This window comes from uncultured Azohydromonas sp. (assembly GCF_937926365.1).
GTDB lineage: Bacteria > Pseudomonadota > Gammaproteobacteria > Burkholderiales > Burkholderiaceae_C > Azohydromonas.
In genome coordinates, this window is record NZ_CALAOH010000067.1 from 1 (window position 1) to 18,614 (window position 18,614).

Sequence of the window (18,614 nt, forward strand, 5' to 3'; positions counted from 1 at the left end):
GGCGTGTCCGCGGGCGGGCCGGCGGGCGACACCCTGCGGCCCCCGGCCGGTCCGGGCCAGGCCTCGCTGCCGCCGCCCGAGGACGGGCGCGTGCGCGTGATCGTGGACGCGGTGGTGCCGCAGATCGACGGCGGGCGCTTCCCCGGCAAGTGCATCGCCGGCGAGCCCTTCACGCTCTCGGCGCATGCCTTCACCGACGGCCACGACCGCCTGCGCGTGCGGCTGCACTGGCGCGCCGAGGGCGAGCCCGGCACGCACCAGGTCGAGATGGAACAGGGCCACAACGACGAGTGGCACGCGCAGGTGTGCTTCCCCAAGCCCGGCACCTATTACTTCGGCGTCACGGCCTGGGTGGACGGACTGCGTTCCTGGCGCCATGACTTCAACCGCCGCGTGGACGAGGCCGACATCCGCATCGCCGCCAAGGTCGGCGCGGAGCTGATCGAGGGCGCCGCCGCGCGCGCCGAGAGCGGCGAGGCCGCCACCACCGGCGACGCGCAGACGCTGCGCTCCTGGGCGACGCAGCTGCGCCAGGAGGCCGACACGGCCGATCCCGAGGATCTCAAGGCGTTGGCGCTGGATGCGCGGCTCAACGAGCTGGCCGATGAGTACCCGGACAAGCGCTTCGCGGAGAGCTTCCCCGAACGGCCGCTGTTCGCCGACCGGCTCAAGGCGCGCTTCTCGTCCTGGTACGAGCTGTTCCCGCGCTCGGCCTCGGACGAGCCCGGCCGCCACGGCACCTTCAAGGACGTGATCAAGCGCCTGCCCTACGTGGCCTCCATGGGCTTCGACGTGCTGTATTTCCCGCCCATCCACCCCATCGGGCGCGAGAAGCGCAAGGGCCCGAACAACACGCTCAACGCCGGCCCCGATGACGTGGGCAGCCCCTGGGCCATCGGCGCGGAGGAAGGGGGGCACAAGAGCATCCACCCGCTGCTGGGCACGGAAGCCGACTTCGCCGAGCTGGTGCAGGCCGCCAACCAGCTGGACATCGAGATCGCGCTGGACATCGCGCTGCAGTGCGCGCCGGACCACCCCTACGTCAAGGAGCACCCGCAGTGGTTCCGCTGGCGTCCGGACGGCACGGTGCAGTACGCCGAGAACCCGCCCAAGAAGTACCAGGACATCTATCCCTTCAACTTCGAGACCGAGGACTGGCAGGCGCTGTGGCGCGAGCTCAAGAGCATCTTCGACTTCTGGATCGAGCGCGGCGTGACCATCTTCCGCGTGGACAACCCGCACACCAAGAGCTTCGCGTTCTGGGAGTGGTGCATCGCCGAGATCAAGCGCGAGCACCCGGAAGCGATCTTCCTGGCCGAGGCCTTCACCCGTCCGAAGGTGATGCACCGGCTGGCCAAGCTGGGCTACAGCCAGTCCTACACCTACTTCACCTGGCGCAACACCAAGAGCGAGCTCATCGAGTACTTCACCGAGCTGGCGCACGGGCCCGGCTACCACTACTTCCGGCCCAACGCCTGGCCCAACACGCCCGACATCCTCAACGAGACGCTGCACCATGCGCCGCGCTCGGTGTTCATGCAGCGGCTGGTGCTGGCCGCGACGCTGTGCTCGAACTACGGCATCTACGGGCCCGCCTACGAGCTGATGGAGAACCGCCCGGTGAAGCCCGGAAGCGAGGAGTACCTGGACTCCGAGAAGTACCAGCTGCGCCACTGGGACCTGGAGCGCGAGGATTCACTGCAGTGGTTCATCGGGCTGGTCAACCGCATCCGGCGCGAGAACCCGGCGCTGCACGACAACCGCTCGCTGCGCTTCATGCCCATCGACAACGAGCGCATGCTGGCCTATGCCAAGCGCACGCCGGACGGGCGCAACACGGTGCTCACCGTGGTCAACCTCGACCCCGACAACGTGCAGTCCGGCATCGTGGACGTGCACCTGCAGGCGCTGGGCATCCCGCCCGACACCGACTACACCGTGCACGACCTGCTGAGCCAGCAGCGCTTCACCTGGCGCAACGGCCGCAACTTCGTGCAGCTCGACCCCAACCATGCGCCCGCGCACATCTTCGTGGTGAGGCCGCAGCGGCGCAGCGAGCGCGACTTCTTCACCTTCGAAGGCTGAACCCCGCATGGACGCACGCCGTCTTCCCATTCCCGAACCGCTGGCGCAGGAGGCTGCGGCGCAGGACAACGGCCTCTGGTACAAGGACGCCGTCATCTACCAGCTCAACGTCAAGGCCTTCTTCGACTCGAACGACGACGGCGTGGGCGACTTCAACGGCGTCACGGCGCGGCTGGACTACGTCAAGGAGCTGGGCGTCAACACCATCTGGCTGATGCCCTTCTACCCCTCGCCGCTGCGCGACGACGGCTACGACATCGCCGAGTACAAGAGCATCCACCCCTCCTACGGCACGCTGGCCGACTTCCAGCGCATGCTCGACGCCGCGCACGAGCGGGGCCTGCGCGTGATCACGGAGCTGGTGATCAACCACACCTCCGACCAGCACCCGTGGTTCCAGCGCGCGCGCCGCGCCGCGCCCGGCACGCCCGAGCGCGACTTCTACGTCTGGAGCGACACCAACCAGAAGTACCAGGGCACGCGCATCATCTTCACCGACACCGAGGTTTCCAACTGGACCTGGGACCCGGTGGCCAACGCCTACTTCTGGCACCGCTTCTTCTCGCACCAGCCGGACCTCAACTTCGACAACCCGCTGGTGATGGAGGCGGTGCTGGACGTGATGCGCTTCTGGCTGGACATGGGCGTGGACGGCTTTCGGCTCGACGCCATCCCGTACCTGGTTGAGCGCGAGGGCACCAACAACGAGAACCTGCCCGAGACGCACGCCATCATCAAGCGGCTGCGCGCGGCGCTGGACGCGGAGTACGGCAGTCGCTTCCTGCTGGCCGAGGCCAACCAGTGGCCCGAGGACGTGCGCGAATACTTCGGCGACGGCGACGAGTGCCATGCCTGCTACCACTTCCCGCTGATGCCGCGCATGTACATGGCCATCGCGCAGGAGGACCGCTTCCCGGTGGTGGAGATCATGGGGCAGACGCCGGAGATCCCGGCCACGTGCCAGTGGGTCATTTTCCTGCGCAACCATGACGAGCTCACGCTGGAGATGGTCACCAGCCGCGAGCGCGACTACATGTACAACACCTACGCCGCGGACAAGCAGGCGCGCATCAACCTGGGCATCCGCCGCCGCCTGGCCACGCTGCTGGACAACGACATCGACCGCATCCAGCTGATGAACAGCCTGCTGATGTCGATGCCGGGCAGCCCCATCGTCTACTACGGCGACGAGCTGGGCATGGGCGACAACGTCTACATCGGCGACCGCAACGGCGTGCGCACGCCCATGCAGTGGAGCCCGGACCGCAACGCCGGCTTCAGCCGCGCCGACCCGCAGCGGCTGTACCTGCCGCCGATCATGGACGCCATCTACGGCTACCAGGCGGTCAACGTGGAGTCGCAGCAGCGCGACCCCTCCTCGCTGCTGCACTGGATGCGCCGGCTGCTGGCGGTGCGCCAGTCCACGCGGGCCTTCGGCCGCGGCACGCTGCGCTTTCTCAAGCCCGGCAACCGCAAGGTGCTGGCCTACCTGCGCGAGTACGAAGGCGACGTGATCCTGTGCGTGGCCAACCTGGCGCGCACGGCGCAGCCGGTGGAGCTGGATCTTTCGGCCTTCAAGGGCCGCGTGCCGGTGGAGATGATGGGCCGCACCGCCTTCCCGCCCGTGGGCGAGCTGCCCTACCTGCTGACGCTGGCGGCGCACGGCTTCTACTGGTTCCGGCTCAGCGAGGACGCCGAGGCGCCGGCGTGGCACACCGAGCTGCTGCCCTCCTCGGAGGAGCTGCCGGTGCTGGTGCTCTCCAGCGGCTGGCAGAGCCTGTTCCCCGAGCAGGTGGGGCCGTGGCGCGCGGCGCTGGCCACGCGCACGCGCAACCAGTTCGAGACCGAGCTGCTGCCGCGCTTCATCGAGAACCAGCGCTGGTACGCCAGCAAGGGCACGCGCATCACGCGCGCCACGCTCGTGGACCACTGGCTGTGGCAGCGCGACGACGAGTCCTGGATGATCCCGGTGCTGGAGCTGCAGGGGCTGCCGGAGGCGGCGCACTACTTCGTGCCGCTGTCGCTGTCGTGGGAGGAGCGCGACGAGGAGCGCACGCGGCTGCTGGCCGTCAACGCCGTGGCGCGCGTGCGCCAGCAGGCACAGCTGGGGGTGCTGGGCGACGCCTTCGGCGACGAGCGCTTCGTGCGCTCGGTGCTGGCCACCATGGCCGACGACACCACGCTGCCCACGTCCCACGGCCGCATGAACTTCCGCGGCAGTCCGCTGCTCAAGGCCTTCGCCGACACCGGCGAGCTGCCCACGCTGCCCATCGGTCGGCCGCTGGCGCAGAGCAGCAACACCATGGTGCAGATCGGCGAGCACCTGATGCTCAAGGGCATCCGCCGCCTGCGCCCGGGGCACAACCCGGAGCTGGAGGTCACGCGCTTCCTGACCGAGGTGGCGCACTTCCCGTACTGCGCGCCGCTGGCGGGCTCGCTGGAATACGTGGCCGCCGACGGCACGCCGGTGACGCTGGCGGTGCTGCAGGGTTTCGTCGCCAACCAGGGCGACGGCTGGACGCTGGGCACCGAGTACCTGCGCCGCCACATGGAGATGCGCCGCGGCGAGCCCGATGGCGAGGACGCGCACGCCGCCTTCGAGCAGCGGGTGCAGACGCTGGGGCGGCGCACGGCCGAGCTGCACCAGGCCTTCGCGCTGCGCACGGGCAACATGGCTTTCGACCCCGAGCCGCTGACCCAGGACGACGTGCAGGCCGACCTGCAGCGCGTGCGCGAAGAGCTCACGCGCAGCCTGGAGCAGCTGCAGGCGCGGCAGGCGCAGCTGCCGGCCCTGGCGCAGTCGATGGCACAGACGCTGCTGCAGCACCAGGCCGGGCTGCACCGCCACCTGACACCGCCGGCGCTGCCGCCCATGGCGGCGAAGACCCGCCACCATGGCGACTACCACCTCGGCCAGGTCCTGGTGACGAAAAATGATTTCGTGATCATCGACTTCGAGGGCGAACCCGGCCGCAGCCTGGAGGAGCGCCGCGCCAAGCGCTCGCCGCTGCGCGACGTGGCCGGCATGCTGCGCTCCTTCGACTACGCGGCACTGGCGGCCTTGCGCGCGGCCGCCACCAGCGAGGCCGAGCAGCTGCAGCTCGCGCCCATGGCGCGGCGCTGGCAGCAGGCCTCGCGGCAGCAATTCCTGCGCGGCTACGACGAGGTCGCGCGCAAGGCGGAGCTGGTGGAGGCCGGCGGCGACGGCGGCGCGCTGCTGTCGCTCTACGAGCTGGAAAAGGCCCTGTACGAGCTGCGCTACGAGCTGGACAACCGGCCAGCCTGGGTCCACATCCCGCTGCAGGGGCTGCTGGACCTGGCGGGCGTGAACACCTGACCCCGCCCGACGGGCGCGCCAGTGCAGCGCGCCCGGGGGCGCGGCGTCGCGAACGTCGAGGAAGGCACGATGAAGATTGCCGACGACCCCCATCTCCTGCCGTCCAACGAGCTGTCGGCGCTGCTGGCCGCGCTCACCGAGCTGCGCGACGGCAACGCGCAGGTGCGGCTGCCACTGAACTGGAGCGGCGTGGCCGCTCGCGTGTCCGACGTCTTCAACGAGGTCGTGGAGCAGAACGCCCACATGGCGCGCGAGCTGGCGCGGCTGCGCCAGGTGGTGGGCAAGGAAGGCCGGCTGCGCCAGCGCGCCTCGGTGCGCGCCGCGCGCGGCTTCTGGGCCGACTCGGTGGAGTGCATCAACGCGCTCATCGACGACCTGGTGCACCCCACCTCCGAAGTGGCGCGCGTGATCGGCGCGGTGGCGCAGGGCGACCTCTCCAAGAGCATGGCGCTGGAGGTGGACGGCCGGCCGCTGCAGGGCGAGTTCCTGCGCGCGGCCCAGACCATCAACACCATGGTGGAGCAGCTCAGCGACTTCTCCGCCGAGGTCACGCGCGTGGCGCGCGAGGTGGGCACCGAGGGCAAGCTCGGCGGCCAGGCCACCGTCAAGGGCGTGGCCGGCACCTGGAAGGACCTGACGGACTCCGTCAACTCCATGGCGTCGAACCTCACCAGCCAGGTGCGCAACATCGCCGACGTGACCACCGCGGTGGCGCAGGGCGACCTCTCGAAGAAGATCGAGGTGGACGTCAAGGGCGAGTTCCTGACGCTGAAGAACACCATCAACACCATGGTGGACCAGCTGCGCTCCTTCGCCTCCGAGGTCACGCGCGTGGCGCGCGAGGTCGGCACCGAGGGCATCCTCGGCGGCCAGGCGCGGGTCGAAGGCGTCTCGGGCACCTGGAAGGACCTGACGGACTCCGTCAACTCCATGGCCGGCAACCTCACCAGCCAGGTGCGCAACATCGCCGATGTCACCAAGGCCGTGGCCGCGGGCGACCTGTCCAAGAAAATCACCGTGGACGTCAAGGGCGAGATCCAGGAGCTGAAGAACACCGTCAACACCATGGTGGACCAGCTGCGCTCCTTCGCCGCCGAGGTCACGCGCGTGGCGCGCGAGGTCGGCACCGAGGGCAAGCTCGGCGGCCAGGCCGACGTGCAGGGTGTCTCGGGCACCTGGAAGGACCTGACGGACTCCGTCAACTCCATGGCCGGCAACCTCACCAGCCAGGTGCGCAACATCGCCGATGTCACCAAGGCCGTGGCCGCGGGCGACCTGGGCAAGAAGATCACCGTGGACGTCAAGGGCGAGATCCTGGAGCTCAAGGCCACCATCAACACCATGGTGGACCAGTTGCGCTCCTTCGCCGCCGAGGTCACGCGCGTGGCGCGCGAGGTGGGCACCGAGGGCCGGCTGGGCGGGCAGGCCGACGTGCAGGGCGTGGCCGGCACCTGGAAGGACCTCACCGAGAGCGTGAACTTCATGGCCGGCAACCTGACTTCCCAGGTGCGCAACATCGCCGAGGTCACCACGGCCGTGGCCGCGGGCGACCTGTCCAAGAAGATCACGGTGGACGTCAAGGGCGAGATCCTGGAGCTGAAGAACACCATCAACACCATGGTGGACCAGTTGCGCTCCTTCGCCGCCGAGGTCACGCGCGTGGCGCGCGAGGTGGGCACCGAGGGCCGGCTGGGCGGGCAGGCCGACGTGCAGGGCGTGGCCGGCACCTGGAAGGACCTCACCGACAACGTCAACTCCATGGCCGGCAACCTGACCTCGCAGGTGCGCGGCATCGCCAAGGTGGTGACGGCCGTGGCCGACGGCGACCTGCAGCGCAAGCTGACGGTGGAGGCCAAGGGAGAAATTGCGGCGCTGGCCGACACCATCAACTCCATGACCGACACGCTGGCCACCTTCGCCGACCAGGTGACCACCGTGGCGCGCGAGGTGGGCGTGGAAGGCAAGCTGGGCAACCAGGCCAAGGTGCCGGGCGCGGCGGGCACCTGGAAGGGCCTCACGGAGAACGTGAACCAGCTCGCGGCCAACCTCACGACGCAGGTGCGTGCCATCGCGGAGGTGGCGACCGCGGTGACCAAGGGCGACCTCACGCGCTCCATCACGGTGGAGGCGCAGGGCGAGGTGGCGGCGCTCAAGGACACCATCAACGAGATGATCCGCAACCTCAAGGACACCACGCAGAAGAACACCGAGCAGGACTGGCTCAAGACCAACCTGGCGAAGTTCTCGCGCATGCTCCAGGGCCAGCGCGACCTGGAGACGGTGGGCCGGATGATCCTGTCGGAGCTGGCCTCGGTGGTGGGCGCGCAGCAGGCCGAGTTCCACGTGCTCAGCGGCGGCGCGCAGGCGCCGCGCCTGAAGCTGCTGGCGAGCTACGCCTCCAGCGGCCAGGGCATGCACGGCAAGGAGATCGACCTCGGCCAGGGCCTGGTGGGCCAGTGCGCGCTGGACAAGAAGAAGGTGCTGCTCACCAACGTGCCGTCGGCCTCCTTCCGCATCGCCACCGGGCTGTCGGAGACCACGGCGATGGACGTGCTGGTGCTGCCCATCATCTTCGAGGAGCGCGTGCGCGGCGTGATCGAGATGGCCTCGCTGCAGCGCTTCAACCCGGTGCACGAGGGCTTCCTGGAGCAGCTCACCGAGTCCATCGGCATCGTCATCAACACCATCGAGGCCAACACCCGCACCGAGGACCTGCTCAAGCAGTCGCAGTCGCTGGCGCACGAGCTGCAGCAGACGAACCAGGAGCTGCAGGAGAAGGCCCGGTTGCTGGCGCACCAGAACCAGGAGGTGGAGCGCAAGAACCGCGAGGTGGAGCAGGCGCGCCAGGCGCTGGAGGAGAAGGCCGAGCAGCTGGCGCTGACCTCCAAGTACAAGTCCGAGTTCCTGGCCAACATGTCGCACGAGCTGCGCACGCCGCTGAACTCGCTGCTGATCCTGTCGGACCAGCTGTGCAAGAACGCCGAGGGCAACCTCACCCCGCGCCAGGTCGAGTACGCCAAGACCATCCATTCCTCGGGCAACGACCTGCTGATGCTCATCAACGACATCCTGGACCTGTCCAAGATCGAGTCGGGCACGGTGGCGGTGGACCTGTCGGAGCTGCGGCTGGAGGACCTGCAGCGCTCGGTGGAGCGCAGCTTCCGCCACTTCGCGGACTCCAAGCACCTGGGCTTCGGCATCGAGATCGCCGACGACGCGCCCAAGGCCATGCTCACCGACGTGAAGCGGCTGCAGCAGATCATCAAGAACCTGCTGTCCAACGCCTTCAAGTTCACGCACCGCGGCCACGTGCACTTGCGCATCGGCACGGCGCCCGAGGGCTGGGTGCCGGAGAGCGAGGAACTGCGCCGTGCCGGGCCGGTGATCAGCTTCGCGGTGTCCGACACGGGCATCGGCATCCCGGCGGAGAAGCAGCAGATCATCTTCGAGGCCTTCCAGCAGGCCGACGGCTCCACCTCGCGCAAGTACGGCGGCACCGGCCTGGGCCTGGCCATCAGCCGCGAGCTCTCCAAGCTCCTGGGTGGCGAGTTGCGGCTGGTGAGCACGCCGGGCGAGGGTTCCACCTTCACACTGATCCTGCCGCAGAACTTCAACCTGTCGCGCAGCCCGCGCGCCGTGCACCGCGACCGCACGGCCGAAGCGCCGCCGCAGCCGCCGGTGCCGGCGCCGCGCCAGGCGCAGCAGCGGCCGCAAGCCGTGGTTGTGCCGGCGGACGGCCTCCGCGCGCTGCCCGCGCCGCTGACGGAGCCCGATCCCGACACCTTCGAGAACGTGGCCGACGACGACCGCCACCACCTCATGGCCGGCGACAACGTGCTGCTGATCGTGGAGAACGACCTGGGCTTCGCGCGCGTGATGCTGGAATCAGCGCGCCAGGCCGGGTTCAAGGGCCTGGTGTGCACCACGGGCGCCAGCGCGCTGGGCCTGGCCTGCGAGTACCGGCCCTCGCTGCTGACGCTGGACATCCACCTGCCGGACATGCCGGGCTGGCGCGTCCTGGAACGGCTGCGGGCGGACGTGCGCACGCGCCACCTGCCGGTGTGCGTGATCTCCACCGACGACGCGCGCGAGCAGGCGCTGCAGGCCGGCGCGCTGCGCTTCATTGGCAAGCCGCTGCGCTCGCGCGACGAGCTCGACGACGCCTTCGGCAAGCTGCACCGCTACGCGCAGCAGCCGCTGCGGCGGCTGCTGGTGGCGCTGCCCGACGGCGAGGCGCGGCGCATGCTGGCCGAGACGCTGCGGCCGGGTGTGGAGCTGGTTTTCGCCGAGGACGCGAAAGCGGTGCGCGCGCAACTGGGCGCGGCCGACGCGCTGGTGATCGACGCGGCGCTGCGGGGCTGCTCGCCCGAGGACGTGCGCGAGGCCATGGAGTCGCACCCGCTGGGGCTGCAGCTGCCGGTGCTGCTGTGGAGCCCGGACGGCACGGACGGCGGCGCGTGGGAGCGCCAGCACGGCGGCTTCAGCCTGCGCCGCGCGGCCACGCCGCGGGAGCTGCTGGGCCATGCCTCGCTGGCGCTGCACCGTGCCGCGGCCGAGATGCCGGAGGCCGAGGCGCGGGCGGCGGAAGCCGTCACGGGCGGGCGCTGCTCGCTGCACGGGCGCAAGGCGCTGATCGTGGACGATGACATGCGCAACATCTTCGCGCTGGCCACGGTGCTGGACGACCACGGCATGGAGGTCGTCTCGGCCGACAACGGCCGCGAGGCCATCCGCATGGTGGAGAGCGACCCCTCCATCGACATCGTGCTGATGGACATCATGATGCCGGAGATGGATGGGCTGGCAACCATGCAGCACATCCGCCAGCTCCCGCGCGGGCGCGAGCTGCCCATGGTGGCGGTGACGGCCAAGGCGATGAAGGGCGACCGCCAGAAGTGCATCGAGGCCGGCGCCTGGGACTACCTGTCCAAGCCCGTGGACCCGGCGCACCTGCTGGGCGTGCTCAAGGGGTGGCTATGCCGCTGACGCCCAAGCCGCCGGCAGCGTCCTCCTCGCCGCCCCCGGTCCGCTCCGCCACGCCGACGGTCACCACGCTGCCGGACGAGGAGGAGGCCGTCACCAGCAGCATCCTCATCGTCGATGACCTGCGCGAGAAGCACCTGGTGTTCCGCGCGCTGCTGGAGGACCTGGGGCAGGAGCTGATTTCCGCGTACTCCGGCGCCGAGGCGCTGCGCGAGGTGCTGCGGCGCGAGTTCGCGGTGATCCTGCTGGACGTGAACATGCCCGACATGGACGGGCTGGAGACGGCGCGGCTGATCCGCCAGTACAAGCGCGCGGCGCACACGCCCATCATCTTCATCACCGCCTATGCCGACGAGGTGCAGACACACCGCGGCTACGAGCTGGGCGCGGTGGACTACATCATGTCGCCGGTGGTGCCGCAGGTGCTGCGCTCCAAGGTGCAGGTGTTCGTGGACCTGCACGTGATGCAGCGCCGCGTGCGCCGCCAGGCCGAGCAACGCGTGGCGCTGGTGGAAGCCGAGGCCGCGCGCCGCGCCGCGGAGCGCACCACGTGGCGCTCGAACTTCCTGTCGCAGGTCAGCGGCGCGCTCAGCGCCTCGCTGGACGCCGAGGTCGCCATGCGCAGGCTGCTGGAGCTGGTGGTGCCCACGCTGAGCCCCTGCGCGGCGCTGCAGGTGTGCACCGCCACCACCGAGGCCACGCCCCAGCGGCTGCTGGTGGCGCGCGGCGACGCCGCGGACCGGCCGGTGGCCTTTGCCGAACACGCGCTGCACGAGATGGCGCCGTCCGTGCGCGAAGCCTTCGTCCGCGCGCTGTCCGAGCGGCGGCCGCAGGCGCTGGAGGAGAACTCCTGCGACGCGCTGGACGAGGCCGGGGGCGACGCCGGCGCCGCGCCGGCGCACCGGCTGCCGCACGGCGTGGCCATGCCGCTGCCGCATGGGACGCGCGTGCTGGGCGTGCTGTTCGTGGCGGCGCAGCCGGACCAGGACCTGCTGAGGTCGCTGTGCGAGCGCGCGGCGCTGGCCTTCGAGAACGCGCGGCTGTACCGCACGCTGCAGGCCGAGATCGAGGAGCGGCGCCACGCGCAGGAGCAGCTCACGGCGCTGAACCGGCGCAAGGACGAGTTCCTCGCCATGCTCTCGCACGAGTTGCGCAACCCGCTGGCGCCGATCCGCAACGCGGTGGAGGTGATCCGCCGCATCGCACCGGCGGGACATCCGCGGCTGGCCTGGGCCACGGACGTGATGGACCGCCAGGTGCGGCACATGACGGAGCTGGTGGAGGAGCTGCTGGACGTGGCCCGCATCAGCCAGGGCAAGATCGTCCTGCAGATGAGGCCCATCGACCTGCTGCCGGTGGTTGCGCACGGCATCGAGACGGCGCGGCCGCTGCTGGACGGGCGGCGCCACCAGCTGAAGGTGCAGCTGCCCGCGGCGCCGGTGTGGCTGCGCGGCGACTTCGCGCGGCTGTCGCAGGTGGTGTCGAACCTGCTCAACAACGCCGCCAAGTACACGCACGAGGGCGGACTGGTCGAGCTGTCGCTGCAGGTGGCGCGGGGACAGGCGGAGGTGAGCGTGCGCGACAACGGCATCGGCATCGAGGCCGCGCTGCTGCCCACCGTGTTCGAGCTGTTCGAGCAGGGCCAGCGCTCGCTGGACCGCAGCCAGGGCGGGCTGGGCGTGGGCCTGACGCTGGTGCAGCGCCTGGTGCAGTTGCACCACGGCGACGTGGAGGTGCGCAGCGCCGGGCCGGGCCGGGGCTCGGAGTTCATCGTGCGCCTGCCCTGCCTGGCGGAGGTGGAGGCGCCCGCGCCGGCCGAATCCGCAAACCCCGTCCAGGCCGCGGAAACCCGCGGCTGCCGGGTGCTGGCGGTGGACGACAACATCGACGCGGCCGACACGGTGGCGATGTTCCTGCGCATGGAAGGCCACAGCGTGGAGACCGCGCACAGCGGGCCGGAGGCGGTGGAGCGGGCCAAGGCCTTCCAGCCCGAGGTGGTGCTGCTGGACATCGGGCTGCCGGGCATGGACGGCTTCGAGGTGGTGCGCCACCTGCGCGCGTTGCCCGCCACGCAGCACGCGCTGGTGATCGCGCTCACCGGCTACGGCCAGAAGTCGGACCAGGCGCAGGCACAGCAGGCGGGCTTCGACCACCACCTGGTGAAGCCGGCGGACATCGCGGCGCTGGCGGCGCTGATCGAGCAGTGGCGCGCGCGGCGGGCCGCGGGCGCGGGCACCGCGGGGAGTGCCGGCACCGGTGGCCGCGGCGCCCAGGGCGGGACGTGAGCGCCATGAAGACCTGCGTCGGGCACCGCACCGAACACGGTGCTGCGCTGGGGAGACCAACGCATTGCGGCCGTTCGTCAGCCGAGGCTCTGCGCGGGGATGACGGCGTAACGAGCGAAGCACACCAGCTCACGGCAAACGCCGGGCAACGGTCTCCAGACGACGGTCACGGCAAGCGGGAAGGGCGATGACGGTGGAGGCGAAGGCTTGAGCCCTGCCGCACCGCTGCCCGACGACCTGCGGCGCTTCATCCTCACCAGCGTCCCGTCGGTGCCCTTCCTGGAGGCGCTGCTGCTGTTGCGCGGACGGCCTGATCACGCGTGGTCGGTGGCCGAGGTGGCGCGCGCGCTGTACGTGCCGGAGGCCACGGCGGCGGGCGTCGTGCAGGCGCTGCGCGACGTGGGCCTGGTGGAGCCCGATGCCGCCGATGCGCAGTTGCTGCACTACGGTCCGCGCGACGCGGCGCTGGCGGCGATGGTGGATCGCCTGGCCGAGGCCTACCGCGTGGACCTGATCGGCGTGACCAAGCTGATCCACGACCGCGTGCAGAAGAACGCCACGCGCTTCGCCGACGCCTTCCGCCTGCGAAAGGGGAACTGAATGGCCCAAGCCATCTACTCGCTGTGCGCGCTCACCGCGCTGCTGTGCGCCGGGCTGCTGCTGCGCGCCTATGCGCGCACGCGCTTCCGGCTGCTGTTGTGGAGCGGGCTGTGCTTCGTGGGCCTGACGGCCAACAACGTGCTGCTGGTGCTGGACCGGATGGTGTTCCGCGACGCGGACCTGGGCCTGGCGCGGCTGCTGCTCGCGCTGGGCTCGGTGCTGCTGCTGGTGGTGGGCATGCTGCTGGAGCACGACACATGAGCGGCGGGCCGCTGGCGCCGATGCTGCTGGGCGCGATCGCGTGCGCGTCCTTCATTGCCGCGCTGCTGTTCTGGCGCTACTGGCACAGCAGCGGCGACCGCTTCTTCCTGCTGCTGGGCGCGTCGTTCCTGGTGGAGGCGCTCAACCGCGTGCACATGGCCTTGCGCCCGGCCAACGACGAGAGCGAGCCCATCACGTACCTGGTGCGGCTGCTGGCCTATGGGCTGATCCTGGTGGCGATCTGGGACAAGAACCGGCAGGGGAGGCGCTGAGGCAGCCGCGCCTGGACCCGCTCAGGGCTCCTGCGCCCACACCACCGCCTGGTCCACCGCGTACAGCCTGCAGCCCTGGTGCGCCTTGCCGCACTGCTCCAGGGCGTGCGCCAGCGGGTCGGGGCCCAGCGCGGCGGCGTTCCAGGCGCCGTCCGGCGCGATGACGAAGGCCTTGGGCCGGCGCAGCGCCAGGTACTTCAGCCAGGCCTGGCGGCCGGACTCGTTGACGAAGGGAATGGCCGCCGCCTCTTCCGGCGTCGCGGGCCGCACCATCGGCGGCGCGGGCGTGGGACGCACCCAGGCCACGTAGTCGTCCACCGCGTAGACATGGCAGTACCGCGAGCGCGCCCGGCATTCCTTCAGGCCGCGGCCCACCGGGTCGAAGCCGCCGTAGAAGGCGGCCGCGTAGCTCGGCCCCACGATGTAGACCCGCGGCATGGGCCGCTCCAGGAACCGGCGGTAATGCTCGCGGCCCTTGTCGCTCAGGTAGGGCACGGCCTCCACGTCGTCGAGAGCGGCATGGCCCGAGGGCGGCGGGAAGTCCTGCGGCAGGTACTGGGGATGGGTGATGGCGGCGGGCAAGCCGAGCTGGCGCAGGAAGGCGTCCGCCTTGGGCGCCCAGATCGGCAGGCCCTCGGGATAGACCAGCAGGTGGTGCGCGTCCTTCATGAAGGGCCCGAAGGCCTCCACCTGCGCTTTCGCGCCCATGGCGGTGTAGCGCGAGAACATGGCCTGCCACACCGGCGGACCGAAGTAGCTGTCGTTCTCGCCATAGAACCAGATCGAGGGCACGCGGGTGGTGGCGCCGAAGCGCTCGGCCCCGCGCGCCAGCGCGGCGGCGGAGGACGCGCAGTTGGAAATGTTCATGCCGCCGGCGAAGTTGAGCAGGCCCTTGACCCGCGGATCGCCCAGCGCGCCGTAGGCCAGCGTGTTCCAGCCGCCGATGCTCTGGCCGGCCATGACGGTGCGGTCGGCGTCGATGCCGGGTTGCGTCGCCACGAAGTCCAGCACCGCCTGGATGTCGCGCGCGTTGTCCAGGCCGACGCGCTCCTGGTTGCAGCCGAAGGGCTTCATTTCGCCTTCCGAGCCGGCGTGGCCGCGCAGCATGGGCAGCGCCACGGCGTAGCCGCGCGAGAGGAAGTAATAGGCGGCGAAGGTGTGGACGTAGCGCGGCATCCGCGCGCGCGGCGTCTTGCCGGCGGCGCCGTGGTTCACCACCGCCAGCGGAAAGGGCCCCGGCCCATCGGGCTGCAGCAGCGTCACCACCAGGTTCACGCTGCGCTGCGGGTCCACGGGAACCCTCAGCACGCGCTCGTTCATGGAGGCCTCGGGAGCGGCGGTGCTGGGGACGGTGGTGCTGGGGGCGGCGGCGTCGGGCTCGGCAGCGGGGCTGGCCGGGGGCAGGCCGGCCAGGGTGGCTGCCCAGAGCGCGCCGGCCAGGCGGCGGCGGAGGGTCTTTTTCATGTCCCGCCGATTTTTCGTGCGCGGCCCGGGCGGGATGGGGGCCGCCACTCACGCAGGCTTCGACAGTGCCTGCTTTTTCACGCATTCCCGCCCCGCGGCCCGCGCGATGCCGAGGTAGAAGCGGCGGACAGGATCGTTGACGAACAGACCGCCCGGATCGGCCGGGAGCCGCCTACACCGTCCAGCCGTTGCGCCACGCCAGCCGCGCCAGCTCGAAGTCGCTGCCGGTGCCGAGCTTGGCCTTCACCTGGTAGTGCAGGTTGTGGACGGTCTTGACGCTCAGCGCCAGCGACTGGGCGATCTCCTGCGGGCTGCGGCCCGCCACCAGCGCGCGCATCACCTCGAACTCGCGCGGCGACAGCCCGTGCGCGGCCGGCGGCTGGGGCTGCAGCAGCAGCGCCGCCACCTCGCCGGCGATGTCGGCGCTGATCAGCCGCCGGCCCTGGCTCACCTGCCGCACGCCCTGGATGAGCTCCTGCGGCGGGCTGCTCTTGGTCACGTAGCCCAGGGCACCCGCGCGCAGCGCCTGCGCGGCCCACACCGGATCGCGGTGCATGCTGAAGGCCAGCACGCGGCAGGCAGCGTCGCGCTGGCGCAGGCGCTGGATCAGCTCCAGCCCGCCCAGCCCGGGCAGCGCCAGGTCCACCACCGCCACGTCCACCGGCTGCGCGCGCCAGGCCTGCAGCGCCTGCGTGCCATCTTCGGCCTCGGCCACCACCTGCATGTCGCCCTGCAACTCCAGCAGGCGGCGGTAGCCCTCGCGCACCACCGCATGGTCGTCCACCAGCATCACGCGGATCACGTCGTCTTCTCCTCCATCCCGGTTCCGGCTTCCCCGGCGCCCCGCGCGCCCTCTTCCGCTGCCCGCTCATCCAGCGGCAGCCACACCCGCAGGCACAGGCCGCCGCCGGCCGGCCGCTCCCAGTCCAGCCGCCCGCCCAGCGCCAGTACCCGCTCGCGCAGGCCCAGCAGGCCGTGGCCCGAAGGGGGCAGGTCCGCCTCGGGGCCCGCGCCGTCGTCGGCCACGCTCAGGCGCAGGCCGCCGGCCTCGCGGCGCAACGCGACGGCGGCGCTGGCGGCGCCGCTGTGGCGCAGCGCGTTGGTCAGCGCCTCCTGCACGATGCGATAGACGTGAATGTCGTGGTCCGGCGGCAGCGGCGTCCAGGGCTGCGGCAGCGCCAGCCGCACGCGCAGCGTGCTGCCGTCGGCACGCCGCCGCGGCAGGTTCGCCAGCGACTGCAGCGCCACCGCGAGGCCGAAGCGGTCCAGCGCCTGCGGGCGCAGGTCGGCCAGCACGCGCTGCAACCCGTCGAGCAGTTGCGCGGTGGTGCGCGACATGGCTTGCGCGCTGGCGGCGGCCTGGGGCAGCGCCTGCGTCATCAGGCTCATCGCCGCGGCCTCGGCCTGCAGCGCGGTCAGGCTCTGGCCCATCTCGTCGTGCAGCTCGCGCGCCAGGCGCCGGCGCTCGGCCTCGCGCACCTGCAGCAGGTGCAGGCTGAGCTGCTGCTGCCGGCGGCGCAGCTCGCCCAGGTGCTCGGCCAGCCGGTTGAAGCCCTGGCCGATGTGCTCCAGCTCGCGCAGCCGCATCGGCGGCAGGCGCACCTGAAGGTCGTCCGCAGCCAGCCGCGCCAGCGCGCCCAGCACCTGGTTGGCCGGTGCGAGCGAGCGCGCCACCAGGCGCGAGGCCAGCCACAGCATGCCCATCAGCGCCGCCGCCGCCGCGGCCAGCCAGGCCCAGCGCTGCCACAGCAGCCGGCCCTCCAGCGCCCAGTGCGGCTGCACCTCCACCGTGCCGGCCTTCACCCCCTCGGACAGCGCCAGCGTGAGGGTGTGCGTCCATTGCGCGTCGGTGCCGCCGGCCAGGCGCCGAGCCCACCGGGCGGGGGCGCCGTCGGGATCGCCGTCCTCGTGCGGCAGGCAGCCCGCCCTCACGCGGTGGCCGTAGATGTCCGACACCGCCACGCACAGCGGGGCGCGCTGCGCCAGCGTCCGCAGCGGCGCCAGCGTGACGGCGTGCGTGCTGCGGTCGAAGGCGCTGGCGTGGCGCGCCAGGTCGTCGGCCAGCAGTTGCGCCGCCAACGCCGCGGTGCTGGGCAGCGCCTGGGCATTGCGCTGGCGCCATTCGCGCCAGTCGCTCCAGCCCAGCACCGCGACCACCGCCAGCGCCACGGCCCCCAGGCGCCAGCGCAGGGCACGGCCGAGGAGGAGCAACGGGGGGCGGGGAGGCATGGAGGGCTCGACGGGAGGTTCGGACGGGTTGGATGGGAGGGCGGCGCATCTTGCATGAGAGCGGCGGGAGCTCATGCAACGCCGCAGGAGGACTCGTCGCGTGTTCGCACCTGACGGCGTTTTCTCTCCGGCCAGCCTTGTCATGGGCGAGCCACGGACCAACCGCGTGCTCCCCGGACGCCACCGCTCCCTCACTCCGGCACATAAACCATCGACCCATCCTCCAGCCGGTAAGCCACGCCGGCTTTCACGCCGCCGGTGCCTGGACCACTGCTGCCCTCGGCCGCCTTGAAGCGCTCCACGCGCTGGCCATCCTTGATCACCACCTGCATGTCGGGCCGGCCGGCGTTGCGGATCACGGTCACCTTGTCGGCGGTGAAGGGGTTCAGCGGATGGCTGGCCATGGCCAGCAGCAGCGCGGCGACCAGCACCAGGAACACGTCGATGAGGTTGACCAGCGACAGCACCGGGTCCTCGTCCTCCTCGGCCAGCAGGCGCTCCCGGATCACGGCCGCGACTCCGGGGCGGCCAGCGCCAGCAGCTCGCCGGCGTACCAGCGCCGGCGCACCTGGGCGATGGTGTAGGTGATGGCCGCGGCGACGAGCGCCAGGATCACGGCCGAGAAGGCCATGGTCAGGCCCTGCGCCACGGCGTCGAGCTGGCCGCCGGCCAGCGCCTGGAGCGCCGGGCCCATGGGGATCATGGTCGCCACCAGTCCCAGCATGGGCGCCACGCGGGTGCTCACGCGCACCAGTTCCAGCCGGCGCAGCGCCAGCAGCTCCAGCGCCGCGGCGTCGAGCTCCGGCCGCAACGCGCGCGCCTGGTGCAACTCGAAGGCCGCGGGCACGCCGCGGCGGCGCTGCAGCGCCTGCAGCACGCAGGCGCCCAGCGCGAAGAAGGCGTAGGCGAAGAGCGCCGCGATGCCCAGCAGCACCGGCAGCAGGAACAGCTGGCTCAGGCCGTACAGGGCCCCGTCCACGGTGGCGTGCATGGCTCAGGCTCCCTTTGCGGCCAGGGCGGCGGGGACGCGGACGGCGCCGGCATCCACCGGGCCGCGCCGGCCCCGGCGGCGCTGGTGCCAGGCGCCCGCGCCCACCA

General features: G+C 71.3%; 12 protein-coding genes. 7 read left to right on the forward strand and 5 right to left on the reverse strand.

The annotated features are described in order from the left end of the window. Positions 1-3: 3 nt before the first annotated feature. The 7 genes from Q0741_RS06975 to Q0741_RS07005 all read left to right on the forward strand — a co-directional run bounded on the left by Q0741_RS06975 (position 4) and on the right by Q0741_RS07005 (position 13,823). Entirely contained in the window at positions 4-2,085 is a 2,082-nt protein-coding gene (locus Q0741_RS06975; RefSeq protein ID WP_298232487.1) for an alpha-1,4-glucan--maltose-1-phosphate maltosyltransferase, read from the forward strand. 7 nt (positions 2,086-2,092) lie between these two features. Beyond that, positions 2,093-5,422, forward strand: a complete 3,330-nt coding sequence (treS, locus tag Q0741_RS06980) for a maltose alpha-D-glucosyltransferase (protein WP_298232476.1) — start codon at positions 2,093-2,095, stop codon at positions 5,420-5,422. A gap of 69 nt (positions 5,423-5,491) precedes the next feature. After that, positions 5,492-10,408 carry a HAMP domain-containing protein gene (locus tag Q0741_RS06985; RefSeq protein WP_298232477.1) on the forward strand — a complete coding sequence of 1,639 codons (4,917 nt, stop codon included), beginning with the start codon at positions 5,492-5,494 and terminating at the stop codon, positions 10,406-10,408. Continuing rightward, positions 10,399-12,690: a response regulator gene (locus Q0741_RS06990; RefSeq protein ID WP_298232478.1), complete on the forward strand. Its 2,292-nt coding sequence runs from the start codon at positions 10,399-10,401 to the stop codon at positions 12,688-12,690. The genes Q0741_RS06985 and Q0741_RS06990 overlap by 10 nt, the downstream gene beginning before the upstream one ends. Before the next feature lie 207 nt (positions 12,691-12,897). Beyond that, positions 12,898-13,290, forward strand: coding sequence for a hypothetical protein (locus Q0741_RS06995; RefSeq protein ID WP_298232479.1), 393 nt, complete (start codon positions 12,898-12,900; stop codon positions 13,288-13,290). Next, entirely contained in the window at positions 13,291-13,551 is a 261-nt protein-coding gene (locus Q0741_RS07000) for a DUF5985 family protein (RefSeq protein WP_298232480.1), read from the forward strand. After that, the gene (locus tag Q0741_RS07005; RefSeq protein ID WP_298232481.1) at positions 13,548-13,823 is read left to right on the forward strand and encodes a DUF5985 family protein; all 276 of its coding nucleotides are present in this window, start codon (positions 13,548-13,550) and stop codon (positions 13,821-13,823) included. Before Q0741_RS07000 ends, Q0741_RS07005 begins: the two co-directional genes overlap by 4 nt. A 21-nt stretch (positions 13,824-13,844) precedes the next feature. Here the strand turns inward: Q0741_RS07005 and Q0741_RS07010 are convergent, their stop codons facing one another. The 5 genes from Q0741_RS07010 to Q0741_RS07030 all read right to left on the reverse strand — a co-directional run bounded on the left by Q0741_RS07010 (position 13,845) and on the right by Q0741_RS07030 (position 18,507). After that, positions 13,845-15,287, reverse strand: a complete 1,443-nt coding sequence (locus tag Q0741_RS07010) for a CocE/NonD family hydrolase (RefSeq protein WP_298232482.1) — start codon at positions 15,285-15,287, stop codon at positions 13,845-13,847. Positions 15,288-15,459: 172 nt separating this feature from the next. After that, positions 15,460-16,089, reverse strand: coding sequence for a response regulator transcription factor (locus tag Q0741_RS07015; protein ID WP_298232483.1), 630 nt, complete (start codon positions 16,087-16,089; stop codon positions 15,460-15,462). Beyond that, complete coding sequence (locus tag Q0741_RS07020; protein ID WP_298232484.1) at positions 16,086-17,516, reverse strand: histidine kinase; 1,431 nt, start codon at positions 17,514-17,516, stop codon at positions 16,086-16,088. Before Q0741_RS07020 ends, Q0741_RS07015 begins: the two co-directional genes overlap by 4 nt. A gap of 191 nt (positions 17,517-17,707) precedes the next feature. Next, complete coding sequence (locus tag Q0741_RS07025) at positions 17,708-18,025, reverse strand: DUF2149 domain-containing protein (RefSeq protein WP_298232485.1); 318 nt, start codon at positions 18,023-18,025, stop codon at positions 17,708-17,710. Then, on the reverse strand, positions 18,022-18,507 hold the full coding sequence (locus tag Q0741_RS07030) for a MotA/TolQ/ExbB proton channel family protein (RefSeq protein ID WP_298232486.1): 486 nt from the start codon (positions 18,505-18,507) through the stop codon (positions 18,022-18,024). The genes Q0741_RS07025 and Q0741_RS07030 overlap by 4 nt, the downstream gene beginning before the upstream one ends. Positions 18,508-18,614 lie beyond the last annotated feature (107 nt).